The organism is Kocuria sp. p3-SID1428 (assembly GCF_025149945.1).
Taxonomy (GTDB): Bacteria; Actinomycetota; Actinomycetes; order Actinomycetales; family Micrococcaceae; genus Kocuria.
Map to the genome: position 1 here is coordinate 35,864 of NZ_JALXVH010000009.1, position 24,931 is coordinate 60,794.

Genomic DNA, 24,931 nt, shown 5'->3' on the forward strand with positions numbered 1-24,931 from the left:
ATTAGGTGCTGGATGTGCTGAGAGGTCGGGGCCGCTGTGTCAGAGATGCGGGTGGCGCGAGGCGCCGAGCTCCATGTAGATCTCCGAGACTCGCTCGGCCATGTCATTCCACTGGCGATGCTCTCGCACCCAGGTGAGGCCATTGCTGGAGAGCTGCTGGCGCAGCTCAGGCCGTTCGACGAGCTCGGCCAGCTTGGACGTCAGGTCGTCCACGTCGCCCTTGCGGTGCAGCAGCCCCGTGACGTTCGGCTGCACGATCTCGGCCAGGGCCGCCACGTCGGAGGCGACGATCGCCTTGCCCATGGCCAGAGCCTCGAAGGGCTTGAGCGGGGAGACCATCTCGCACACCGGCAGCGGCAGCCGCGGGAACGGGGCGATGTCCACGAGCGAGTAGTAGCGCTCCACGTCCTCGTGGGGCACCCGGCCGAGGAAGCGCACGACGTCGCTCAGCTCGCGCTCCTCGACCTCGGAGCGGAAGCGCTCCAGCTCGGCGCCGTCCCCCACGATCACGACCGCGAAGTCGTTGCGCTGGGATCGCATCCGCTCGGCGGCCTCGATCAGCAGCCCGAGCCCCTCGTAATCCAGAACGGAGCCGATGTAGCCGATCACTGTTCTGTCTTGGAAGCCGAGCCGCGCCTCCAGCTCGGCATCGCGAGGCTGCGGGGTGAAGCGCTCTGCATCGACCGCATTGGGAACCACCGTGATCTTGTCCCCGTCCACTCCACGCTTGATGAGCTCGTCCTTCAGAGCCTGCGTGATGGCCAGGACGTGAGTCGCGTTGGCGGCCGCATCGGCCTCCATGCGCGCCATGAACCGGTACATCCCGCCCTTCGCCCATTCGAAGTCCCTTGAACCGCGCGTGACCTCCCAGAGCCCGCGAACCTCGTAGATCGACGGAATGCCGAGCCTGTTGGCCGTGGACACCGTGGCCAGGCCATTCCAATGGTTCGAGGCGCCGTGCAGGATCTGCGGCCTGTCCTCCATAGCCTTGGCCTCCAGCGCAGAGACGTAGCGCTTGATGTACTCCGTGATGGGGCTCTTCTTCTCGATCCCCGGCGTGGTGCTCAGCCGGTGGTACGGGACGCCGTCCACCAGGTTGGACGGGGCGATTTCCCCGAGCTTGTCCATCTTGGGCATGTCGTAGGGGTAGCCCAGCCGGGTGACGCCCTGGACATCCCAGCCCTGGCCGCGCAGCCCGGAGAGCAGGCCGTGGGTGCGCGTGCTGTAGCCGGCCGAGTGGAAGGGCAGGGAGTTGTGCAGCATGTAGAGCACGCGATCGGGGATCGGCTCGTACGCAGCCTCCTTGCGCCGACGCGGAAAGGGGAACCCCTTCTCTGCCAGCTGGTACTTCGTGGGAGCTATCGAGATGGCCAGCCGCTCGCTCTGCTCCTTCCCCCACGCATCCGAGGGCTCCAGTCGCGTGTATTCCGCGAGCAGTCGCTGGGCCCCTTCTGTCCGATTGGCGCGCAGATCACGACGGATAGCCTGCCGCAGGCTCCAGCGAGGCACCGCCCGATCCGGCAGCTGGCGCATCAGCTCGATGGCCCGCGTACGCCGTCCGTGCTGCAGGCAGAACAGCAGCCGCGCCAGGATCCACTCGTCGTCCGCCAGCCACGCCGGCTTCTCACGGGTGGTGGCATCCTCATCGCGATGATGATGAAGATCGACCACGGCCCGAGTCACCCGATCCGGACTCGCGCCCAGGATCTCCAGGGCATCAGAACGTCGAACCGGCACGAAGAGATCGAGGGCGCGACGATGCTGATCGGGGCGCTCGGGCAGCACGGCGATCAGCTCATCCATCGCCTCAGACACCGACGACAGCCGGTCGGTGTCCTCTCCTGCGGCGACCACCAGCATCTCCACCGCATCCAGGTTGGCCGGATTCACCGCCACGCTGTTCTTGAAGGCCTCGAAGGAGGCGTCGAAGGCCTTCAGCTCCATCAGGCGCATGGCGAACAGGAACCACGCCGAGCTGTCCTGCGGGTCCTGCAGGGTCAGCTTCCGAAGCTGGTCAGCGGCCTGGTACGCATCGTCGGCAGCCCGAGCCGCGGCTGAGGCCTCACGAAGACGCCGACCGACCTCCTCCGTCCGTTCCTCCGCGCGCCGGGGGTCCTCCCCCACGGACTCGGTCTCCGGGATGGCCCGGCATTCGTAGCCGCGGGGGGCGAGTCGCTGCGCGGCCTCTCCCCTGGCGTGCCAGAGACGACGGCGGAGTTCCTGGACGGTGACGAAGGGCATGCGGTCTCCTCTGCGGGGGCAGTCAGCGATGTGTTCGGTTCTCGGTGCTCAGCGCCAGAGGCCCTTGGTATCCACCACAGCCTTACCCACCAGAGCAGTCGCAGCCACCGACTTGAACTCATCGTGATCCACCAGCACCAGCACCACATCAGCACGCTCGATCGCATCCGCAGTCTCCGCCAGCTCCACATTCACCAACCCAGCCAAAGCCTTCGGCAGCTCAGACACATTCGGCTCCACCGCCAACACCGAGGCCCCCGGCAGCGCCTCCGCCAGATCCCGGGTGATGTTCAACGCCGGCGACTCCCGCAGATCATCAATATTCGCCTTGAACGCCAACCCCAGCGCCGCCACCACAGGCCTCTGGCGACCAGCCAGCGCCTCACGCACCTGGCCGATCACCCACTTCGGCTTCCCATCATTGACCTCACGCGCCGTGCGGATCAGATTCGAGTTCTCCCGATCCGAGGACACGATGAACCACGGATCCACCGCAATGCAGTGCCCACCCACACCCGGACCGGGCTGCAGAATATTCACCCGCGGATGGTGATTCGCCAGCTCGATGAGCTCCCACACATCGATGCCCAGCTTGTCCGAGATCAGCGACAGCTCATTCGCGAAAGCGATATTCACATCACGGAACGAGTTCTCCGTCAGCTTCGCCATCTCCGCAGTCACATCATCCGTGACCAGCAGCTCACCCTCACAGAACGTGGCATACACAGCCTTGCCCCGGGCGGCCGCCTCCGGAGTCATGCCCCCGATGATCCGATCATTCGTGACCAGCTCCTCCATCGCCTTGCCCGGCAGGATCCGCTCCGGGCAGTACGCCAGATGGATCAGCTTCTTCTCACCCTTCTCCGCCTCGGCCGGATCCACCGTCAGATCCGGACGAGCCTCGGTGAGCACACGACCCAGCAGACGCGTGGTCTGCGGCGGCGACGTCGACTCCAGAATCACCAGCTCATCACCCTCAAGCAGCGGAGCGATGCTGCGCCCAGCCGCCTCGATATACGAGGTATCCCCCACGTAGTCATCCTTGAACGGCGTCGGCACCGCGATCACAAACGCATCACCATGCTGCATCTGCGTCGAAGCCGTCAGCTGACCAGACTCCACCGCACGACGCAGCTCCTCCTCCAGACCCGGCTCCACGATCGTGACCTCACCACGAGCCACCCGCTCCACCACCGACTCATTGACATCCACACCCTTGACCCGCACACCGCTGTTCGCCAGCGTCACCGCAGTCGGCAAGCCGATATACCCCAGCCCCACGAACACGACGGTCTGATTGGTCTCAGTCATAACTACTCGTCCTTGATCTCCGCCGACCTCAGGACCGCGCCGACTCCCGTCGGCTTCCTCAGGCTGTGGGCTGTTCTGGTGTTCGAATCAGCAGTCATCCTATGCATAACAGGGGTCATGTCCCCGAAACTGCGCACGTCATCGTTCGGTCATCTTCTCTGCGCCGCGTAAGGATCAGTCACGCGTCCGGGGCCCGCCACGCCGGAGATGTTGCGGCAGACTGCACGATCCGACGTATTCGCAGCCTCGTCCTGCGGGTGAAGACCTGAGACCATCGTTCAGCACACCGTCGCACTCCTGCCGGAAGGTCCCACTAGCCCATGCCGATCGAGCGCCCCTACCCCCGAGGCTTCCTGCTGCACGAGACGAGCAGGCAGGTGGACATCCCCGCAGGCTGGACAAAGACCCCCCTGCACCCTTCCGGCTGGACGCTGTCCCACGATCCGGAGCTGGCGCTCGATCTCCGGGAGGCCGACGACGGCTCCTCGGCGGTGCTGGTCCTCGGCATGTGCCTGTACGCCGGTGACGACGAGAAGGAGATCGCACCGGCCGCCCGCCTGGCTGAGGCATGGCGTCACTCCACGACCGCCCTGTTGGACGAGCTCGACATGCTCGGCGGGCGATTCGCCGTGCTCACCGTCGAGCCGGATCAAGTGGTGATCCGGCAGGATGCCATGGGCGTGCGCACCGTGTACTTCTCCCCCGTGACTCGACTCGTGGGAAGCCATGCGAATCTCCTGCAGGAGATCACGCTGCTCGAAGAGCGCACCGCGCACGGCGGACGTTCTGCCGTGCTGGTCACGTGGTCGAGAACCCCGTATCTCGGAATGGATGCGCTGCTCCCGAATCACGAGCTGCGCCTGCCGGAGTGGTCCGTCCACCGGTTCTACCCGCGAGAGGCCAACCGGTACGCGCACATGAGCCTCGCCGAGCGGCTGCAGCTCTTCCGGAGCCGCTGGAACAGGGAACAGGATGATCTTCGGGCCCAGGACGCCGAACTGGTGATGTCCCTGACCGGCGGTGCAGACAGCAGGACCGGGCTCGCCCTGAGCTGGAAGCATCGTGAGGACATCACGATGTTCACCTACACAGCCAGCACACAAGGCGGCGGACGGTACCGGAAGAGCCTCGCGAAGGATCGGGTGATCGTCAACAGCCTGCTGGAGATCATGCCTGAGGCCAGACACCAGTACTTCTACCTCGACGACACCACTACGGAACTGACCGAGACGCAGCAGGAACTGGTGCGTCGGAACACCATCGGCCGCCACGGCGCATGGCTGCTCCCGCACTATCTGCGAGAGTTCTCCAGTGGGCGGCACATCCACCTGCGAGGTGCCGGTTATGAAGTGGGACGAGCCTACTGGGACGTCCGAGCGGAAACGGACAACCTGACGTCTCTGCGCTCACTGTTCCTCGCCAGGACGAAGAAGGCCTCGTCACAGGAACCGCAGACGGAAGCGCTGGCGTACTTCGACGAAGGCATCCGACGCTGGGAGTACGACGGCGACCTCCATGGCTATCACCTCCGCGATCTCTACTACTGGGAGATGCGCATGGGCCGCTGGAGTGCGGAAATCATGAATGAGACAGATATCGCCTTCGAGACGTGCATCATGATCAACTCCAGATCGCTTCTGGAGATCGCCCTGTCGTTCCCTGTGGAAGACCGTCGCTCCGGGTTCTTCTTCGCCGAGCTGATCAACGACTCCTACCCCCTGCTGAATTTCTTCGGGAAGAATGATCTGCGCAATCTGTACGAGATCACCCGGGATCAGCAGCGCAAGGAGCAGGCTTCCGCGAAGACCGAGGAAGTGTCACTCACGCCCGAGGTCCTCATCGTCACGTCGGAGGAGATGACAACGATCCCCGCCCACGAGAACCTCCTGCAGCTGCCGCAGAAGGACTTCGCCCCCGGGACGGCGGCACTGCGCAGCTTCTCCCCGGCCAGAGTCGATGGAGAGCTGCGCTTCACGGTCACCTCGAGATACGCCAATCCGAGGTCGGGCGGCTACTGGCACTGCCAGATCTGGGTGAACGACCGCTTGCATGTCAGCTGGCCGGCGGGAACCTCCGATTCACCCGTTCATGTCACCGTCACCGACCTGCGCGCCGGCGACATCGTCTCGATCGGCAATGCGGCGCTCGTCGATCGCCGCAGCACGACATCCTGGTCGAAGGCCAGCCGCGCCTGGATCGAGGACGTGGTGTTCGAGCCGCGGGCACCGATCGGTGAGGCCTGTGTGGGAATAGATGCCCCTCGAGCCACCAGGCCGTGAGAGGCCCTGTCCCTCGGCGACGGGGTCGCCGAGGGACAGGGCCTCAGTGAAGGAGTCGCTGAGCCGAACGCGGGTGGCGCCTGAGCCTCACCTGCTCAGGCGCAGCGTCCTGCGCAGCAGCACCTTGCCGAATCCATCGCTGAGCACCACATCGGCATGATCCGCACCCTCCAGGGAGGGAATCACCCAATCCCCGGGGATCTCGGTGGGCGTCGACCGGCTCAGCTGCTTGTCCTGCGCATCCCGGACCACGGCTGACCAGCGCATCCGACCGAACCCCGACGGAAGCCGCTTGGACTCCGCCACGATCCTGCGACCCGTGACGCGCCAGCTGAGCAGCCCGGAGAGCAGCTCGGCCTGGGCCTCGAAGGACTCGGGGCGCTCGGCGACGGCTCGCCCGTCGAAGGTCGGGGCCTCATCCAGCTGCTCCACCCGCTCCAGAACTGTCGCGTCGTCGGAGGCCAGGAGCCTTGTCAGGATCCCGCGGATCGCTGCTGCCGACGGCGGGGCATGCCCGATGCCCGTCTCTGCCTGCCAGATGACCTGATTCTCACCGCGAGTCCACAGGCCCGCAGAGTGCCGCCGGTAGCCGTGCTGGCGCAGGTACGGCACACAGTGGCCCTTCAGATGGGAATCGGTGATGCTCTGCAGGTACAGCAGACGGCGCGGCGACTGCGCGGGGATCGTCTCGCGCACCAGGTCCACGCACCTGTGCTGATCGCGGGCTTCCTTCCGAAACAGGGACTTCCAGTACTTGCCGCCCAATCGGCCTGCCAGCTGAGGGAAGGCGATCTGCCCGTACCGGCGTGCATACAGCGGCATATAGCTGGCGATATCCGTCTGCGGATTCCAGACGAAGGCCGAGCAGAAGCGCCCGAGACGGTGAGCCGTCTGGAGAGCGCCGAATCCGCCGGCAGATCCGCCGATCAGCCACAGGTCGCCGTCCAGCCGAACCGCCAGCGGCCGCAGCAGCTCCTCCACGGCTCGCTGCACGTCCTGGAAGACCGATCCCGCGTACCAGGCGATATTGAGATCCCCACGCAAGGCGAGGGTCGGGTCCGAGATCGCGATCAGCGGCACCCCCAGCTGGGGCCCCAAGGAGCGTCCGGAGACGAAGGGAGGCTTGCGCGCCTTGCGCTTGCCGACCGCTCCCGAGAAGACGACCAGGACCGCACCGGAAAGCTGCTCGAACGGCTGTCCGATGGTCAGCAGCTCGAGCGGGGCGCCATGGGCCCGTTCGATGACGTGGTAGCCGTCGCCGTGCTCCGAAGAGGCATGGAATGCCTCGAGGTCCGCCCAGCGGTGCACCGCCTCGGAGCCGTAGGCGGACTCCTGGCGCTGCGGTGCGGACGTCTGCTCCGCCTCGCTCATCGCTGGTCCTCCTCCCGGCCGCGCTCCGTCGTGGTCTCTGCCGCATGCTCCCCCGCGTCCACTTGGGCCCCGCCGCCGTCGTCGAAGCTCAGCAGGTCCTCGACAGAGCCGACGTGATGCGTCGCGAAGGTGCGGGTGATCCGGCCGCCGGCTTCGAGCGACTCCTCTTCTGCCTGCACGGCAATCAGTCCCGGTCGAGCAGCAGCCGTCGCCTCGACCGTCTCAGGACCAGAGGCCCGCGCCTGCCACGAGGCGAGCTCTTGCAGACCAGAACGGCCAGGCTGGCGCAGCACCAGTGCGGTGCTGCCCGTCACGGGCTCCAGGGTCTCCACGTCCAGCAGCTCGATGCCGTCCTGGCCGACGACAGCCGTGTAGGACCGCGACAATGCCACGGGCACCACGCTCGCCTCGGGCGCCAGGTCCAGCGCCGAGGCTGCGGCCTCCACCATGGTGTTCACGTGCCAGGGCAGGACCAGCTCGTCCTGTCCGATCACCATACGGACCACCCGGTCGTAGGCCTCCAGGTTGAAGCTGTCGTGCGCGGTGCGGAAGAGAGCATCGGGGTCGGCCTCGGCAGCCGCGTCGAATTCGGCAACCCGGAAGCGCAGCGCTCCATCCCGGCCGCTTCGCAGCCCCTCCAGGGCGCTGTCGACCGCGCGTCTGGACTCCGCGCTGTCCGACGGGACATGGACGGTGATCACCACCTCCGTCTCAGCCGGGACCGTCAGCGCGTTCAGAGCCGCCAGGGAGAGCTCGATCCGCGAGGAGTGCTGCGCCGAAGGGCCCTCGGTCGAATCGAGGATGGTGTCGATCAGCACCAGGGTGCGCGGCTGTGCCGGCTCCTCCTCCCAGAAGCCCGCCGGCGGCGTCGTGATCCTCGCGAACCGGTCCGATCCCCGGGCGCGCGTCGGCAGCGGCTCCGTCGATTCGGTCTCTGCGGGATCCGCAGGAGCCGAAAGCTCAGCATCGCCGGCGGGCTGAACCATGCGCAGATCGCCGTCCGGTGCCTGCGGATCGACCGGCTCCAGCTCGATGCCGTAGACGGCGGCGAGCTCATGGATCAGCGGAGTCGCCTCCGCCCGATGCTCGGCGCTGACGAAATTGTTGAACTTGTGCAGCAGCCACTTCTCGAAGAAGGGACGGGCCCTGCGCTCCCGGTAGACCTCGAGCAGATCGTTGTCCTGCAGCCAGCGCATGCGTGCAGCCTCGAGGGGCACGTACTTGCGGAAGAAGCCCGGTGTGACCGTGTTGACCATGGAGTTGGCCACCGCTCCGTAGTACACGTGGATGGGCTTGCGCAGCGTGGCGATCCTGCGCGCCGCGTGCAGCATCTCCTGGAAAGCCAGCGAGTCCTGGCCCAAAGCGCCGACAGGCTGCTCGATGCCGGTCGAGCGCAGCCACGCCGTATCCGCCACGAGGGCCTGGATGCTCATGGGCTGGAAGTTGATGGCGGCGATCGCCCCTTCCGGCACGATCTTGCCGCCGTCGTCGTCCTTGACCAGGACAGTGTCCAGCAGCTTGGCATTGCCCACGCGACGGGACTTGTTCGAGAACTTGATCATGTCGCCGATGGCGAAGTCCAGATCCGAGGCCTTCACCATTTCCAGCAGCCGGGCGTATCCGTCGTTGACGGCCTCGTTATCCGGGTCCAGGTACGTGATGTAGGGCGCCGAGGCCAGCTCCAGACCCTGATTGCGGGGACGCGAGGCGCTTCCCGACCCGCCCTTCGGGTTGGAATGCGTGCGGACCTGCGGGAATCGTCGGGCGAGGTCCCTGATCACCTGAGGGGTGACACCATCGGTCGAGCCGTCATCGATCAGCAGGATCTCCATGTGATCGAAGATGGACGAGCGCTGCAGCGAGCGGAAGCACTTGTCCTCGAGGTGGCGCCCGTTGTTGTAGACCGGCACCACGACCGTGAGCTCCGGGGCCGCGTGCTCCCCCGCCGGCGATGCGGCAGAGCGCACGGCAGCCGGCTGGACGTCCACGCCGAACGGGTCCGCGCCGTAGCCCGAGCCGTCGATGCTCCCGGTCTCGAGCCAGCGGCTCGTGACCTCGGAAGCTTGCCACAGGGCGCTGCGGAAGGGATCGTCCGCGTGGGAGATGGGCTCGTGATCGCCCTTCGAGACGACCTCCCCGGCCGCCTCCCAACCGTTCTTGGCCACGAAGTCCACGTCCGCATAGGCGAAGGCGCTGAGCTGGGAGCGGGCGTAGTCGTGGTGGTACAGGTAGTCCTCCCGGACCGGCAGCACGACGGTGTGCTCGAGCTGACCGGCCGCTCGGGCCGATCGAAGCTGCTGCGTGGACAGGACATCCACCTCGATCGACTGCTCCGCCGCGATCCGCTCGACCTTCGGCGTCACCTCGTCGGCCACCATCAGCGCCCGACCGTGCGCGGGCACGCTCGGCAGCCCCACGGTCTCCAGCATCTCGGCCATCCGCTGATGCGACGTGTGCTCGTAGAAGGCCCGGTGCACGCCCTGCGACTGCAGGCGGTACAGCTCATCACCCTGCAGCTGCTCCAGCATGGCCCGCGTCTCGAAGGCGGAGTCCGCGATCAGGATGTTCGGGAAGAGGTTGTTCAGCGCCATGTTGTAGTTGGAGATCACGGCCGCACCCATGGCCTGCAGCTCCACAGCGCGGTTCGCGAACATGGTGTTCGAGCCGACGACCGAATTCAGGTTGATCTGCACATCCACCAGCCGCTGGATGCGCATCAGATCAGCGTGCGGGACTCCGGGGCCCACCTGGTCCAAGTACTCCAGCGGGTAGAAGTACTTGGAATCGCCGAGGGTGGAATTGCGGTCCATGATGAGCAGGTCGCGCTCGGCGTTGAGGACCCCGTCGAAGATCTTCCGCGCGGCGGCCTTGCGCTGCGGGTACTTGTGATCCAGCCAGGAGCCTGCGAAGAGCACCTCCCGACGACGATGCCGCCGGGAGCCCACGGGATTGTGCACCAGAGGATTGACCCCGAAGGTCAGGGCTCGGATCGCCTTCGCGTCGGGGCAGTCCCTCCGATAGTCCGGGACGACCTCTTCGGCAGAGGTGAAGATGTAGTCCGCTTCCCTGGCCAACGGCAGGAAGCGAGCGTAATTGGGCGGATCCTCCTTGGAGTAGAAGGCGATCGGGACACCGGCCTCGCGGAAGGCGGGGAGTACCTCCGAGCGCACGTGGCCGTTCGACGCCGTGGTGCCCAGCCACTCGTTGTCGAGTCCCCGCCACGTCGAGGCGACGATCAGCAGATCCGACTCCCGGGCGACCTCACGGAAGTTGTCCTTGCGCAGATAGGTGATATGCGCCGAGTCGCGCAGCGAGTCGTAGAGGAACTCGTCCGCGATCATGGCGATGCGCACCGGATGAGGCGTCAAAGACCTTGATCCCAGGTTCTGCGGCAGCTCAGCAGCCAGCTGCTGCAGCTCCTGGACGCGCTCGGTGCGCAGCACGTCAGCCATCAGGGCGGCCATCGCCTCAGGGTCGCTGATGGGCTCCAGACGGTCCCACCGCCCATCGCGGACCGCGCGGGCGAAGAAGGGCGACTGGAACCACCTGCGGTAGCCCTGGGCCTTGTCCCGCGTCTCCTCGAGCTCCTCGAGGCGCCGATCGATCGCCTCCCGACGCAGCCTCACCTGCTCCAGGTTCATGCCCTGCCACCCTTCAGAATCTTCTTGCGCGCCAGCCAGTACGTGCTCTTCAGCTTCTTGCCTCCGGCCCAGTAGGCCCTCTGCGCCACCCCACCAGGGGAGCTGCGCAGCGCCTGAAGGTTCTGGTTCTGCCGCTCGAGCTTCGCCAGCCTGCGGTCGCGCTGCTCGAGGTTGTCGAAGAAGATCAGCTCCTTGCGATAGCTGGCAGCCAGCTCCTTGGAGAGCTTCTCGATCTCACGGGCCTGGCTGGCCAGCAGCCTCTGCAGGGCGCGGACGTCCTGCTCGTCCTGCCCCGCTGCCCCGTTGTCGGTCTGCGTCATCGCGCGCGCACCTCTCCTTTTCTCAGAGTCCTGTCGAGTGCCCCGTGGACTAGCGGCTCATCCATCGTCCTGATCACGAATTCGCCAGCGCGGCAGACGAGTGCTTCTCGCTGCTGATCGTCCGCCTGCAGAGCGCTGATGCGCTCCGTCATCTCCGCCAGGCCGCCGACCAGCCACTCCCGCGGATAAATCAGGTCGGCCCCAGGCCATGCCAGTGACACGGGCGCCGCACCCGATGCGGCTCCATCGGGAAGCGTCAGGTGAAAGGATTCTAGATCGCTCACCGACAGCGCGTATCCCACGCCCTGGAACCACTGCGGGATGTCGTCGCCGTGCGGGTCGAAGACCACGCTGCGCCGGCCCGTGTCCTGGTGGAGCTGGTCGATACGACGGAAGCAGGCCTGGTACCAGGCCATCTCCGTCTTCCGGCGCTTCATCCAGGCGTACTCCTCCGGGCGCTTGCCCTTCACCCGCAGGCACCAGCGCGGATCCTCCCGGGCCAGGGACTCGATCACCGACACGGCCCGGTCCAGGCGCTTGATCTGGGGGACCATGCCCACCAGTCCCACAGTGAAGCGAGCCTCCTCGGTCTTGGGAAGCCGCAGCTCAGAAGTGTGGACTATATTCGGGATCACCCGGGTCTTCTCCCGGGGGATTCCATGGCTGCGCACAGCGGCATCCCGGATCAGCTCCCCCACGAAGACGAACTCGTGCACGGCCTCGTGGCGGATCCGACGCAGATGGGGAAGGAACAGCTCCTGCTTGTGGATCCGGATCACCAGCCGCTGGTCGGGCCGGACGTGGTGCGAGTACCAGACCGCGTTGCCGAGGCCCCATTCGCAGAACACCGAGGCGGCTCGCTCCAGCAGCTGAGCAGAGCGCTGCTCGTCGTGTCCTTCATGCCCGGACCATTCGTCCAGCAGCACCTCGACGCCCTGCGCCTCGAGGTGCGCGATCCAGGAGCCGGCGAATTTGAAGTCGTGTCCGGCGATGAGCACCGGTCCCTGTCGAGGCTGGAGCTCCAGCGTGCGCTGCGGCTGCTCCGTCCGCTTCGTCTCCTCGCTGAGCTGCTCGGGTGCGGGAAGCTCCAGGGTGAGGCACTGTGCCTCCCACGCTGCACCCGCTCCTCCACCGCGGCAGCGGCGCATGGTGCCGGTGACGTCCTCGGAGAGCCGGCCTGCACGGGCCAGGGGCCGTCCGTCGGCCTGGGTGGAGGCCTGCGTGCGGGAGCCGACGGCGTCCCACCGGCCCCACATCGTGGCCCAAAGCATGTCCTCGGCCCAGGTGCGTCCGGCATCCGGGGGCAGCTGTCCCCACCAGACGAGATCCGCTGGCAGCGGCTCACCGGGTTCCAGCACGGTCATGCCTGCGGCCTCGGCTCGTCGACGCAGCCCCTCATCGCCCTCCGCGAGGCGCACCGCCGTCGGCAGCGCGGACTGAGCGAGCACCCGCTCGGCGCTGCAGCTGTCCAGATTGCAGGCCCACGCCGGCAGCCGCAGACCCTGCACCGGGACACCGGCCGTTCTGGCAAGCAGCACCAGCGCGCAGTGCACCGTATGACTGCGCAGGACCGTGCGCAGCTGCAGCCACGCCTCCTGCAGACGGATCCGGGGGTCGTGAACCCACGCGTGCACATGGGCTCCCCACCGGAGCCGGTCATCCGTGGACGGGATCCGATCGTCGAAGGTCTCCTGGATCCCGCGGGAGCGCGACGAGATCACCACTCGCCCTGCCGCGGCCCCCTCCACGACGCTGCGGCAGAAGGCGCTCGGCGAGTCGGTCGACGGCTCCAGGTGGAGGCTGGCGATGCCGTCGACGCCGGAGGCTGCGCGCAGGAGCCGTCCATCGGCTGCGCGTTCGGCGGTGCTCAGCAGGGACTCGAACCTCGGGCTGTGCTCGGCGAGAACAGCGCTGGAGCACACCACCGCGTCCTCGTGCCGAGAGCGCCCGGGCAGCGGGTTGTCCACGGCCGGATCTGCGAAGATCGGCATGGCTGATCCCGTGACGGCCACGCCCTCCTGGGCACCGTGCGCCCGTCGCAGGTGCTCGCCGATCCTGTCGGCATCGATCGTCAGCACATGATCGAAGGGCAGGTCGCTGCCACCGGAACCGTCCGAGTCCCACAGCACGGAAGGGACTCCGGCATCCCGACAGGTCGCCAGCAGGTCGGCCAGGGACCCGCCCTGCGCAGTCATCGCCGCGGAATCCACCAGCACCAGGTCGAGCTGCTGCTCGCGCACCTGGGTCTGCCAGCGCTCACGGTCCAGGTCCACCGCCGCGACCGCCTCCTGAAGGGCATCGGGCTGCTCGGCGAGGAACCCGATCCGCAGCGCGGACAGCTCCCTACCCGGCTGCGCCGCAGTGCGATAAGACTCCTGCGCTGCACGGTGGGCCTCGAGGACCCTGCCGGCGAGATCCGGCCACTGCCGCTCATCGACGACCCACAGCCGAGCGGCGCGCCCCATGGCGGTGCGCAGCTCCGCGTCCTTGATCAACCGGTGCAGGGCGTTGGCCAAGGACCTGGCGTCGCCGGGCTCGAACAGCAGGCCGCGCTCCTGCTGCTCCCCCGCCAGAGCCCGGTGGGCCGGGATGTCGGAGAGAACCGTCGGCTTGGAGGCCGCATAGGCCTCGAGCGGCTTGAGCCACGAGACAGCCGCCGAGTCAGGCACCGAGACCCGAGGGGAGACGACGATATCCGCGCAGGACAGGAACCGCGGGACATCTTCCGGCTCCAGACGGCCCAGCAACCGCATGCGCGAGGCGAAGGCGTAGCGCTGCACCCCGGCGCGCAGCCGTTCGTGGGCGGCGCCGTCGCCGGCCAGCGCGATCTGGAACTGGGCCTTCCGGCCGCGCAGGATGTTCGCAGCCTGCAGCAGAAGCTCCAGGCCCTCGTGCTCGGCGAAGGTGCCCGCGAAGCCGATCACCGGGACCTTCGCGCTCAGAAGGTGCTGCCTGGCGAAGCCCGTGTCCCGAGTCAGGGGCAGCAGTGCTGCGGCATCCACGCCCTCGGGCAGCAGAGTGATCCGCTCCTGGGCAATGCCCCGCCGGAGCAGCTCGTCCCGGATCTGCGGTGAGATCGCCAGGACAGCATCTGCCTGCGAGGCCACGAAGACCTCCATGCGGATCTCCCACGCACAGCGCTCGGTCTCCTCCCACCCTGGGCGTCGAGCGGCGTCGTCGATCTCCCACAGGCCGCGGACCTCGTGCACGAACGGCAGTCCGAGCCGGCGGGCGGCGATCAGCGAGGGAAGGGCGGTGCGGAAGTTCGAGGCCGCGTGGATCAGCGACGGTCGCTGCAGCCGGGCCTCACGCACGAAGGCATCCGCCGCCACCTGCACGTAGTCGTCCACGCGCATGCTCTGCAGGTCGCCCTCCGGACGATGGACGCAGTCAATGCCGTCGATGGAGGTGACAAGGCGGCGAGGACTCGGTGCCCCGCCTGCGCTCACCGCGCAGTCCCAGGGGTAACCTCCGCGGGCCATCACGAAGACCTCGCCGCCCGATTCCCTGAGTCCGGAGACGAGGCCGCGGGTGTGCGCGCCCCAGCCGCTGGTGTCGTAGACCGGGGTGGTCGGTGCGCAGTACATGATCCGGCCGCGCTCCGGAAGATAGGCGGGGCCCTGGGACCGGACCGGCACGATGCGCGCCAGGCCGTCCTCGAGCGTGGCCGCACCCCAGATGTGCTGGGCCAGCTGCTGCGCCTCCGACGGCATCCGAGCGACCAGTTCCGCGTGGCGCACCAGCAGCGGCAGGCATTCCTCGAGCGCGCCGTGGTCGTGCCATAGAGATCTCAGGCAGGCGGCCAGCGCCTCCGGTTCGGGGTTCTCCGCGAGCCGGGCGAGAAGCTGCTCTGAGGTGGCGGGGTCGTCTCCCTCTGAGGATTCCGCGCTCCGCCCGGCATCGCGGTGAGAGAGCCGCGCCACCCGGTGTCCGGCCCGTCCATGCGAGTCCGGTTTCGAAGCTGTGAGCTCGAGCTCGTGGAGCCTGCGCTGCTGCCCGGCCAGGGCCTCGAAGGCCGCGTCCGGTGCACGTCGGATCTCGGCCGTGAGCAGCTCCCGGAGGAGGGACTGCGAACGGCGTTCGTCGTCGTGCATTCTGTGGTCCTGTCCGAGTGAGGGGGATCGAGAGGACGCGAGAACCCGGTGACGCGCGGGTCCGACGGCCTGCCCTCATAAGGCAGGCCGTCGGAGCGGATCAGCGCCAGAGGCCCTTGGTATCCACCACAGCCTTACCCTTCAGCGCCGCAGCAGGAACACCCTTGAACTCATCATGATCCACCAGCACCAGCACCACATCAGCACGCTCAATCGCATCCGCAGTCTCCGCCAGCTCCACATTCACCAACCCAGCCAAAGCCTTCGGCAGCTCCGACACATTCGGCTCCACCGCCAACACCGTGGCCCCCGGCAGCGCCTCAGCCAGATCCCGGGTGATGTTCAACGCCGGCGACTCCCGCAGATCATCAATATTCGCCTTGAACGCCAACCCCAGCGCCGCCACCACAGGCCTCTGGCGACCAGCCAGCGCCTCACGCACCTTGCCGATCACCCACCGCGGCTTCCCATCATTGACCTCACGCGCCGTGCGAATCAGATTCGAGTTCTCCCGATCCGAAGACACGATGAACCACGGATCCACCGCAATGCAGTGCCCACCCACACCCGGACCGGGCTGCAGAATATTCACCCGCGGATGATGATTCGCCAGCTCGATCAGCTCCCACACATCGATCCCCAGCTTGTCCGAGATCAACGACAGCTCATTCGCAAACGCGATATTCACATCACGGAACGAGTTCTCCGTCAGCTTCGCCATCTCCGCCGTCACATCATCCGTGACCAGCAGCTCACCCTCACAGAACGTGGCATACACAGCCTTGCCCCGGGCGGCCGCCTCCGGAGTCATGCCCCCGATGATCCGATCATTCGTGACCAGCTCGTCCATCGCACGCCCAGGCAGGATCCGCTCCGGGCAATACGCCAGATGAATCAGCTTCTTACCACCCTGGGCCGCCTCCGCCGGATCCACCGTCAGATCCGGCCGAGCCTCCGTGAGCACACGACCCAGCAGACGCGTGGTCTGCGGCGGCGAGGTCGACTCCAGGATCACCAGCTCATCACCCTCGAGCAGCGGAGCGATGCTGCGCCCAGCCGCCTCGATATACGAGGTATCCCCCACATAGTCATCCTTGAACGGCGTGGGCACCGCGATCACGAACGCATCACCATGCTGCATCTGCGTCGAAGCCGTCAGCTGACCGGAGTCCACCGCACGCTTGAGCTCCTCCTCCAGACCCGGCTCCACGATCGTGACCTCACCACGAGCCACCCGCTCCACCACGGACTCATTGACGTCCACGCCCTTGACCCGCACACCGCTGTTCGCCAGCGTCACCGCAGTCGGCAAGCCGATATACCCCAGCCCCACGAACACGACGGTCTGGTTGGTCTCAGTCATAACTACTCGTCCTTGATCTCCGCCTCTTCGACGAAGCGGTGGTCGTCCACTGAATCTCGTGGTGCTGCGGCCCCGATCTGCAGGCCCGGGCATCCCCACATCATAGGCTCAGGTGAGCGGTGTCCGAGCCGAAGAACACGACGTCGCCCGTGGAGATCACGTGCTGGTCCGTCACGTTCCAGGTGTGCCCGTGACCGCCGCGGAACTGCCGGAAGTTGAAGCGGTCGGTGGCATAGACGCGCCCTCCGCCGTCCACGACGTCCTGCAGGAATCCGGTGTCCTCGCCGGTCGTCCGGTCACGGAAGGGGTGAGCCAGGAAGACCTGTCGGGGCGCCATGAGGGTGGGCCCCAGCACGAAGTCTGTCCAGCGGTGCTCCCGCTCGCCGAAGCGCAGCAGCGTGGTGTCGTAGGACTGGACATAGAGGTAACTGGCCTGCTTGCCCACCACATCCGCCTGGGTCACCCGCAGCATGGCCAGCTGATCGGCCAGGTACTCGGGGCCGTACCAGTCGTCGTCGTCCATTTTGGCGATCACCTCTCCGGAGGAGGCCTCCACGCCTGCGTTCAGGCAGGTGCCCAGCGTCCACTCGCTCGGAGCCTGCACGATCACGACGTCCTGGAGCCCCCGCTGCTGCGCGAGCTCCTGGACGCGGAACGCGGCCGGGTCGAAGCCATGACAGACCACCACGAGCTGCGGGTCCACCCCGCGCTGTGCGGCCACCGAGTCCATGGCCTGGCCCAAATTCTGCGGGCGGTTCGTGGACAGCAGCACCGAGACGGACGGGGTCGACGGCAGCCAGGAGCCGTCCTGACGCGGAAGCGCCAGGTCCAGCACAGCAGCCACACGGTGCGTGTACGTGTGATCCGCCCACACGCGGCGCTGAGCCTTGCGCACGGTGCGATCCCGCAGCTGCTTGGAGCGCACCAGCGCCCGGATAACATCGGCCGCCTGCTCGCGCGTGGCGACCACGGGCAGCTCCTCCTGCGGGAAGTACTCCCCCACGGCCGCCGAGGGCGTGGAGACCACGGCGGTGCCGCGCGAGAAGATCTCGAAGACGCGACGGGCGCACATGGACGGCGAGTCGACTACCGAGTTCACGTTGAGGAAGACCTTGTAGGACTGATAGGCCGTCAGCATCTGGGCGTAGTCCAGGGAGCCCGCCACGCGCCCGTCCAGCGGCGCGGGGAACTGATAGCGCTCGTCGTCGCCCAGGTAACGGGAGAAGATCTCCAGACCCATGCGCATCTTGGGCGAGACGTCCATGGCCCCGCCCAGCAGCAGGTCCATCTGCTCGCGGCGCTGCGGGAACTTGTGCGCGAAATACATGCCGCCGAAGGCGACCTCCCGGGAGTCGAAGCCCCGGTCTCGGCGCACCGGCGAGTGCACGGCCGGCTGCGCGGCGAAGGCCAGGACCCCCACCCGGTCGTGGCCCAGGTCGCGGCGGTAGTGCTCGATCCGGTTGGAGTCGCTGGTCAGGACGACGTCGAAGAGCCCTGCGCACTCCAGGAAGTCGTCGTAGTGCGGCGGATCCTCCTTGTTCCAGAACACGGTGGGGATCCCTCTCCGCCGGAACTCGGCGACCATCTCGCGGAAGGGCTCCTTCACGCCCGAAGCGCCGGTGAGCTGATACTGCCATTCGTCCTGATTGCCGTGCCAGGCGGATTCCACGAACAGCAGATCCGGCTGGTGCTGCTCGAGCTGCTCCCGCCATCCGGCCCGCGTCAGCGGCACCTGATTCCACTCGCAGTCGAACGCCCGGGAGGAGAAGTCGTCCAGGATCGTGGCCGCCGTGACATCGCCGAACGGGCGGTTCCACTGCTCCGGCCAAGGGCTCGGGGGGAAGCTGAGCCGGCCGTCGCTCAGGCGGATTGCCCCCGTGCTCCCACCCGGGAGACGACGGCGGCGCAGGCTCTTGCGGGCCTGCTGCATGCCGCCTCGGCGCAGGTGCCACGCCAGGAGGCGCAGCCGCCGGGCGGACTCCGCCAGCGAGGCGGCGGAGACTGATCTCTGGGGGGACTTGCTCACGGACAAGGCGGGGGTCCTCTCACTCACATGCCTCCGGGGGCGGGGCACGACCGGGGCGGGGCAGGCAGTATCAGGTGGAGCGCACCAGCTGCAGGGGTGCCAGCTGCTCCTTGGCGTCATCACGGAACTTCTGGGCGCTGTTCAGATTCCCGTCCGCCAGCTTCTTCATGTAGCTCTCGTAGTCCTTCAGGACCTCCGGCACGGGACCGTCGGCGATGACCTCTCCGGCGTCGATCCAGACCAGGCGCGTGCACAGGTTGCGGATCTCCGACATGGAGTGGGAGACGAACAGCACGCAACCGGCGTTGTCGCGGATCTCGGTCATGCGCGCCTTGCCGCGGGCCTGGAACTGGGCGTCGCCGGTGCCCAGCGCCTCGTCGAGGATCAGCACCTCCGGGTTGGTGGCCGTGGCCACAGCGAAGCGCAGGCGCGCGGCCATGCCCGAGGAGTAGGCCTTCATGGGCCAATGCAGGGCCTTGCCCAGTGCTGCCACATCCACGAGCTCGTCCATGACCTCGTCCACCTGCTGCGGGGTCATCCCCTGTGCCAGGCAGCCGAGCCGGATGTTGCGCTCCCCCGACAGGGCGGGCACCAGGGAGACGCTCACGCCGAGCTTCGACGGACGGTCGATGGCCCAGACCCGTCCGGAGGTGGGGTTCATCTGCCCGGCCACGATGTTCATCAGCGTGGACTTGCCGGAGCCGTTGCGACCCACGAAGCCCACGAACTCGCCCTGCTCGATCAGCAGGTTCACGTGCGTGAGCGCCTGGTTGTCGACCTGCGGCGGGCGACCCAGAGCGCGCCTGGCAAGGCGGGTGGGAAGAGGGAGCTTCTGCTCATCCTCCCCGCCGGTGCTGGTCACCCGGTAGACCATGGTGACGTCGTCGACCACGACGGCGGGATCGCGCACGACCCCGCCCCGTGCCGAGGCGCCCGCGGGCACCTCGACGGCGGCCTCATCGCTTCTCATCGGCATAGCTCTCCTCGTTCCACCAGAACACCAGCAGGCCGACCACCAGGGCGAGTACTGCCCACCCGATCAGGATGAGCCACGAATTCAGCGACGGCGCGGTCTCGTACAGCACGGCATCGCGGGTCATGTCCAGCACCTGGTACAGCGGGTTGAGATGGAACAGCGCCAGGATCCGCGGATCGTCCGTGAACCGCGACGGGTCGTAGAACAGACCCGAGGCGTAGAGCCACAGTCGCGTGCCCAGCGAGATCAGGTTCGCCACGTCCGGGATGCGGTGCACGAGCGGGGCGAAGAGCATGCCCGCACCCCAGTTGAACGCGGTCTGCAGCGCGAAGATGGGGATCACCAGCAGCCACAGCGGCGTGATCGCCTCCGACGGCGGGGCCAGCATGATGAACAGGAACATGGCCACCAGCACGTACAGCTGGCTCAGGGCCTCGCGGACCACCACGCCCAGTGGCAGCGCGGCACGCGGGAACGAGAAGCCGCGGATGAGGTTCTTGCCCCCGGAGATGCTCTTAGCGCCAGCGGTGAAGGACCGCGCCGTGTAGAGGAACATCATCAGGCCGATGATCAGGTAGCCCAGGAAGTTCTCGATCCCGCGACTGGTGCCCAGCAGCAGTCCGAAGATCAGGTAGAAGGTGAACCCCAGCAGCATCGGATTGAGGATCAGCCAGATCTTGCCCAGGAACGTGTGCTCCTGGCTCACCGACAGCCTCACCCGGGCGTCGTAGAGCACGAAGTGCCGGGCTCCCCACAGCTCGCGCAGGTACCTGCCCAGCGGAGGCCGCACGCCGACGGCTTCCAGGCCGGAGGGGTCGTACTGCACGCGCCGCTGCCGCGGCTCAGCTGGCGAGTCCACGAAGAGGTCGTCAGTCACCCCTCTCATCCCGCCTCCTTCGTCCGTCTCGTCTGGTGTCCATGGGCCGTGAGCTCGTCGTAGCGCGCCAGCGTGCTGGCAGCCACGGCCTCCCAGGTGCGTTCGCGCAGCACAGCCTCGCGACCGGCCCGACCGAGTCTAGATCCCGTACCCGGTTCGGCCCACAGCCGCCGCACCGCCTCGGCCAGGGATTCCGGATCCTCCGCAGGCACGAGCACCCCTGTGACGCCGTCATCCACGAGCTCGGCCAGCGCGGGCAGATCCGAGGCGATCACGGGCACGGCGCTGGCCGAGGCCTCGGCCAGCTTCAGCGGCGTGACCGAGCGGGTGACCTCGCGGTCCTGGCGGGGCACCACGAAGACATCGAGGGCCCGCTGCCAGGCCCGGGCCGCGGCGCGATCCACTCGTCCGGGGAAGACCACCCGATCCGCCGCGCCCAGCTCGCGGGCCAGCGACTCGAGCCCGGGTCGGGCTGCGCCGTCGCCGACGATCACCGCGGTGATCTGCTCAGGCAGCAGCGCCACCGCACGGACCAGCTCATCCAGGCCCTCGTAGTCCACGACCGAGGAGACGGTGCCGACCAGGTACTGGCCCTGCGCAATCCCCAGGGCCTCCAGGCCCAGCCGGGCCCGGGCCTGCTCGACCGGCTCCGGCTCGGCGGCATGATCGGCGCCCACCGCGTTGGGGCACAGGCGCACGCGGGAGGCGGGCACCCGGCCCTCGGTGACCTCCTCGACGCGCTGCGCCATGGCCGCGCCCAGGGTCGCGACGTCGTCGGCGGAGATCATGGCCTCCGCCTCGCGCTGCTGGAAGCACGTGTAGCGCTCCGAGACCCCGGAGACCGGCGGGCGGCGCGAGGCCCACGTGTCCGCGAGCTGACCGCGCACCTCGTAGACCCACGGGATGCCCAGGGTCTCGGCGACCTCACGGACCACCATGGCGTTCACGTAGTGCGTGGTGGTGTGCAGCACCGCGGGGCGCACTCGCAGGCACAGGGCGAGCAGCTGCTCGGCCTGCAGCTGCAGGCGCCCGGAAGCCGTGCGCGGCAGGCTCGCCGGGCTGATGCGGTGGTAGTGCACGCCGTCGATCACCTCGAGGTCGCGCGCCCCGAGCCGGCCCACCTGCGCCGGATAGCCCGGTCGGGTCTGGGCGTGGACGCTCCATCCCGCAGCCGCCTGGGCACTGAGCAGGGCGTGGGAGCGCACTGCGTACCCGCTGGCGGTGTGCGGCAGGGAGTTCGTGAGCACGTGCACGACCGTTCGCGGCTGCGGCCGGTACGGCTGCGACAGCTCCGGCAGGCTCGGCGACCTTCCGTGCAGCTGGGCCCGCTCATCAGCCAGGCGCAGCAGCTGCTCCCGTTCCCCGCGCGTGGCGGCCCCGCGCAGCCAGTCCCGCTGCAGCGGTTCCAGGGCCTGGCCCAGGGCTCCGAGCTGGGTGTCGCGCCGAGCCAGCGTGCCCGCCAGCCCGCGCGGTGCCTCCTGCCCGGGAATCGCGGCAGTCAGCCGGAAGGCGTCATCGGGGCGATCCGAGGCGATGGCGATCTCTGCCAGCCGGCGCAGCACGGCCGGAGAGGTCTGCTCCTGCAGCTGCGCGCGGTCGAAGGCCTGCCCGAGCGCCTCCTGCTCCCCCACCAGGCTCAGCCCCAGTGCGCCGACCGACGGCAGGGCCGAGCCCAGGGAGACCAGCGCCCGTCCCGCCCGGGCAGTCACGGCGCTGGGCAGGCGTCGGGAGACCTGCAGAGCGAACACCGCAGGGTCACCGCCCAGGTGCTCCCACGCGGTGCGGGCAAGCAGGCTGACGTGGCGCAGGCGCGGATCCAGGGCAGGGTCGCGATCGCGGCGGCTCATCGGCGCTTGCTCCTGTCCTCGAGGACCTCCCGCAGGATGGTGTCGTAGCGCTCGGCCAGATCCGCGTAGTCGGCATTGGCGGCCACCCACGCGCGGCCGCCGCCGGCCGTCCTCAGCCGGGACCGATCCGCGATCAGGCCGCGCCACAGCTGCGCGATCTCCTGCGCGCTGGAGCCCACCACATCGCCCACGCCGGCCTCCTGGAGGATCCGAGCGGCCTCGCCTCGCACCACGGCGGTGAGATGACGACCCACGGCCATGACCTCGTACGTCTTGGACGGGACGGTGGCCTCGAACGACTTCCAGTCATCGCGCAGGGAGACCACCAGCGAATCGGCCTGCCGGTACTGCTCGAAGACCCTGTCCCGGTAGACCGGGTCCAGGAACCGCACCGGAGCCCCCAGGGAGGCGGCGATGCGCTGCAGCTCGGGCTTCTGCGAGCCCTGCCCCACCAGCGTCAGCCGCATCTGCGGGCCGACCAGTGCAGCGGCCTCGATGAGCCGCTCAAGGCGCTGGCTCTCCCCGTGGTTGCCCAGATACAGCACCTCGAGGCGGTCGCGCAGAAGCGGCGGCGGATCCAGCACGGGAGTCTGCTCCAGGCGCACGCCGTTGCGCACCGTGCGCACCCGGTCAACGCCGCGGACCCGCAGCGTCTCGGCGAATCCCTCGGTCACGGTCACGACGACGTCCGCCCGATCCTGGATCGTGGCCACAGCCCAGTTGATGACCCGCTGAACCCGACCCTGCAGGACCCCGGCCTCGGTCGCGAGGTTCGGCCAGGCGTCGCGCATCTCCACGACCAGCGGCTTGCGCCTGAGCCGAGCCGCGAACCATCCGCTGGCCAGCAGCGGCAGCGACGGTGCGGTGACGATCACCACCGAATGCCCGCGCACCGCCAGGGTGCGCAGGGCGCTTCCCCCGGCTGTGACCAGCTGATCCACCAGCTTGGGCAGGCGGGCGTCGCGAGCGGTGAGGTACGGGACCCGCACGATCGCCTCGCCCACCGGCCCCGGCTGCCCACGGCCCAAGCGGCCGCGGGCGGAGCGATCGGCATCCGGGCCGAAGCCGTAGTGGGCCACCGGGGCCACGACCGTCACCAGCCAGCCCCGGCCCAGCAGGTGCGGGATCAGGGACTGCCAGCGGCGCTGCGGCGGCGAGTGCTCCGGCCAGTACGAGTGGGCGAGCAGCAGCGCGTTGGAGCGCGCTGGAGTCACAGGCCGCTCCCGTCGTCCGCGGCCAGCTGCTGGTAGTGCTCATCCAGCGTGCCCTCGTCGATGGCCTCGCCGATCTCCTCCATGGCCTCCTCATCGGGGAGCACGATCGACTGCCCGTCGGCGGAGGACCCGATGCCGTTGGTCGGCACCGTGAACATATGGATGTCCGAGCGGGAGACCCCCACCATCTTGGGCACCAGCCCGCGGATGTAGCCGGAGTCCAGTCCGTCGGAGACCGTGAGGTACGGCGAGATCGTGCTCACGATGTCGGAGATCTTTCCGGGATTGGCCAGGACCTCCGGCTCCAGGAAACGATCGAGCAGCGCCTGGATGAACGCGCGCTGATTCTGCACGCGGGTGTAGTCGCCGTCCGCGAAGGAGTGGCGCTCACGGGCGAACGTCAGGGCGGTCTCGCCGTCCATCGTGGTGGGACCGGCCTCGTAGACGTCGCCGTTCTCGGTGGTGAACGACTCCGGGACGTCCACAGTCACTCCGCCCAGGGCATCGACCAGGCCCTCGAAGCCCTCGAAGTCCACGGTCATGACCTCGTCGATCCGGGTATCGAAGTGCCCCTCGAGCGTCTCGACCATCAGCGGCATGCCGCCGTTCTGGAAGGCCGCGTTGATCTTGGCCTCGCCCACACCGGGGATGTCGACCCAGGTGTCGCGCATGACGGACATGACGTAGATCTCGCCGCCGTCCTCCGGGATGTGCATCAGCATGATCGAATCGGCGCGCTCGCCCTCGCGGCCGAGCTCGCCGCCGCCCTCGGGCCGCTTGTCCGAGCCGAGCAGCAGGATCGTGGTGCCCTCCGTGTCCTCCGGACGATCGGCCTCGTCCGGGAAGGCCTCCGTGGAGGGCATGGAGGTCACGTTGTCGTCGTAGGAGCGCGAGAGCCCGTTGATGTACAGGGCGATGACCGCGATGACCCCGACCACGAGCACCAGGAAGGCGATCAGGAACGCGATCAGGACCTTGCGACCGCGCCTGCGACGACGAGGCCGCCCCTCGGCCTCCGGCTCACGGCCCTGGCCGTCGAACAGGTCGTCGTGGATCTCGTTGCTCATACTGGGGGGCCTCCGGGCTGGCAGCAGGACGGGGCACCAGCCTGGGCCGCCGAAGGAGCGGTCAGACGCAGATCCCGTGCCGTGCCGAGCGAGTCGTTCAAGGGTGGGGCTGGGGTCGACACATCATACGGCTCGAACGCTCAGAGGATCGGCAGATCCGCCCGTGAGCCCCGAACGTGGCGAGGCTCCGTCGGACAGTGCTGATCGGAGACTGCCAGTGATTCCTCCGAGCATCCTGCGCCGGGGACAGGCGTGTCGGAGCATGCGGGAAGGGGCCCCCCCCCCCCGGGGGGGGCCGGGGCGC

The 24,931-nt window shown here is 68.0% G+C and carries 14 protein-coding genes; 1 reads left to right on the forward strand and 13 read right to left on the reverse strand.

Translation table 11 applies throughout. From position 1 onward, the window contains the following. Positions 1–39: 39 nt before the first annotated feature. Positions 40–2,241, reverse strand: a complete 2,202-nt coding sequence (locus M3E84_RS03550) for a glycosyltransferase family 4 protein (RefSeq protein WP_259894615.1) — start codon at positions 2,239–2,241, stop codon at positions 40–42. 48 nt (positions 2,242–2,289) lie between these two features. Further along, the gene (gene wecC, locus M3E84_RS03555; protein WP_259894616.1) at positions 2,290–3,552 is read right to left on the reverse strand and encodes a UDP-N-acetyl-D-mannosamine dehydrogenase; all 1,263 of its coding nucleotides are present in this window, start codon (positions 3,550–3,552) and stop codon (positions 2,290–2,292) included. Positions 3,553–4,043: 491 nt separating this feature from the next. On the opposite strand from wecC (M3E84_RS03555), the gene M3E84_RS03560 reads away from it, so the two are divergent. Next, positions 4,044–5,831, forward strand: a complete 1,788-nt coding sequence (locus M3E84_RS03560) for a hypothetical protein (RefSeq protein WP_259894617.1) — start codon at positions 4,044–4,046, stop codon at positions 5,829–5,831. Between the two features lie 87 nt (positions 5,832–5,918). Here the strand turns inward: M3E84_RS03560 and M3E84_RS03565 are convergent, their stop codons facing one another. The 11 genes from M3E84_RS03565 to M3E84_RS03615 all read right to left on the reverse strand — a co-directional run bounded on the left by M3E84_RS03565 (position 5,919) and on the right by M3E84_RS03615 (position 24,627). Beyond that, positions 5,919–7,202: a hypothetical protein gene (locus tag M3E84_RS03565; RefSeq protein ID WP_259894618.1), complete on the reverse strand. Its 1,284-nt coding sequence runs from the start codon at positions 7,200–7,202 to the stop codon at positions 5,919–5,921. Next, the gene (locus M3E84_RS03570; RefSeq protein WP_259894619.1) at positions 7,199–10,843 is read right to left on the reverse strand and encodes a glycosyltransferase; all 3,645 of its coding nucleotides are present in this window, start codon (positions 10,841–10,843) and stop codon (positions 7,199–7,201) included. Before M3E84_RS03570 ends, M3E84_RS03565 begins: the two co-directional genes overlap by 4 nt. Then, positions 10,840–11,163 (reverse strand): hypothetical protein, encoded by a 324-nt coding sequence (locus M3E84_RS03575; RefSeq protein ID WP_259894620.1) that lies wholly within the window; start codon positions 11,161–11,163, stop codon positions 10,840–10,842. Before M3E84_RS03575 ends, M3E84_RS03570 begins: the two co-directional genes overlap by 4 nt. Continuing rightward, positions 11,160–15,257, reverse strand: coding sequence for a glycosyltransferase (locus M3E84_RS03580; protein WP_259894621.1), 4,098 nt, complete (start codon positions 15,255–15,257; stop codon positions 11,160–11,162). Before M3E84_RS03580 ends, M3E84_RS03575 begins: the two co-directional genes overlap by 4 nt. A gap of 100 nt (positions 15,258–15,357) precedes the next feature. Further along, positions 15,358–16,620: a UDP-N-acetyl-D-mannosamine dehydrogenase gene (wecC, locus tag M3E84_RS03585; protein ID WP_259894622.1), complete on the reverse strand. Its 1,263-nt coding sequence runs from the start codon at positions 16,618–16,620 to the stop codon at positions 15,358–15,360. 100 nt (positions 16,621–16,720) lie between these two features. Next, positions 16,721–18,646 carry a glycosyltransferase gene (locus M3E84_RS03590; protein ID WP_311200423.1) on the reverse strand — a complete coding sequence of 642 codons (1,926 nt, stop codon included), beginning with the start codon at positions 18,644–18,646 and terminating at the stop codon, positions 16,721–16,723. 70 nt (positions 18,647–18,716) lie between these two features. Then, positions 18,717–19,616, reverse strand: a complete 900-nt coding sequence (locus M3E84_RS03595) for an ABC transporter ATP-binding protein (RefSeq protein ID WP_259894623.1) — start codon at positions 19,614–19,616, stop codon at positions 18,717–18,719. After that, on the reverse strand, positions 19,603–20,508 hold the full coding sequence (locus M3E84_RS03600; RefSeq protein WP_259894624.1) for an ABC transporter permease: 906 nt from the start codon (positions 20,506–20,508) through the stop codon (positions 19,603–19,605). Before M3E84_RS03600 ends, M3E84_RS03595 begins: the two co-directional genes overlap by 14 nt. After that, entirely contained in the window at positions 20,505–22,346 is a 1,842-nt protein-coding gene (locus tag M3E84_RS03605; RefSeq protein ID WP_259894625.1) for a glycosyltransferase, read from the reverse strand. Before M3E84_RS03605 ends, M3E84_RS03600 begins: the two co-directional genes overlap by 4 nt. Next, complete coding sequence (locus tag M3E84_RS03610; protein WP_259894626.1) at positions 22,343–23,560, reverse strand: glycosyltransferase family 4 protein; 1,218 nt, start codon at positions 23,558–23,560, stop codon at positions 22,343–22,345. The genes M3E84_RS03605 and M3E84_RS03610 overlap by 4 nt, the downstream gene beginning before the upstream one ends. Then, the gene (locus M3E84_RS03615) at positions 23,557–24,627 is read right to left on the reverse strand and encodes an LCP family protein (protein ID WP_259894627.1); all 1,071 of its coding nucleotides are present in this window, start codon (positions 24,625–24,627) and stop codon (positions 23,557–23,559) included. The genes M3E84_RS03610 and M3E84_RS03615 overlap by 4 nt, the downstream gene beginning before the upstream one ends. Positions 24,628–24,931 lie beyond the last annotated feature (304 nt).

Excerpts from the sequence above, each read along its gene's own strand:
- M3E84_RS03550 (WP_259894615.1), bottom strand. The coding sequence starts at position 2,241 with ATGCCCTTCGTCACCGTCCAGGAACTCCGCCGTCGTCTCTGGCACGCC.
- wecC (WP_259894616.1), bottom strand. The coding sequence starts at position 3,552 with ATGACTGAGACCAATCAGACCGTCGTGTTCGTGGGGCTGGGGTATATC.
- M3E84_RS03565 (WP_259894618.1), bottom strand. The coding sequence starts at position 7,202 with ATGAGCGAGGCGGAGCAGACGTCCGCACCGCAGCGCCAGGAGTCCGCC.
- M3E84_RS03570 (WP_259894619.1), bottom strand. The coding sequence starts at position 10,843 with ATGAACCTGGAGCAGGTGAGGCTGCGTCGGGAGGCGATCGATCGGCGC.
- M3E84_RS03575 (WP_259894620.1), bottom strand. The coding sequence starts at position 11,163 with ATGACGCAGACCGACAACGGGGCAGCGGGGCAGGACGAGCAGGACGTC.
- M3E84_RS03580 (WP_259894621.1), bottom strand. The coding sequence starts at position 15,257 with ATGCACGACGACGAACGCCGTTCGCAGTCCCTCCTCCGGGAGCTGCTC.
- wecC (WP_259894622.1), bottom strand. The coding sequence starts at position 16,620 with ATGACTGAGACCAACCAGACCGTCGTGTTCGTGGGGCTGGGGTATATC.
- M3E84_RS03595 (WP_259894623.1), bottom strand. The coding sequence starts at position 19,616 with ATGAGAAGCGATGAGGCCGCCGTCGAGGTGCCCGCGGGCGCCTCGGCA.
- M3E84_RS03600 (WP_259894624.1), bottom strand. The coding sequence starts at position 20,508 with ATGAGAGGGGTGACTGACGACCTCTTCGTGGACTCGCCAGCTGAGCCG.
- M3E84_RS03605 (WP_259894625.1), bottom strand. The coding sequence starts at position 22,346 with ATGAGCCGCCGCGATCGCGACCCTGCCCTGGATCCGCGCCTGCGCCAC.
- M3E84_RS03615 (WP_259894627.1), bottom strand. The coding sequence starts at position 24,627 with ATGAGCAACGAGATCCACGACGACCTGTTCGACGGCCAGGGCCGTGAG.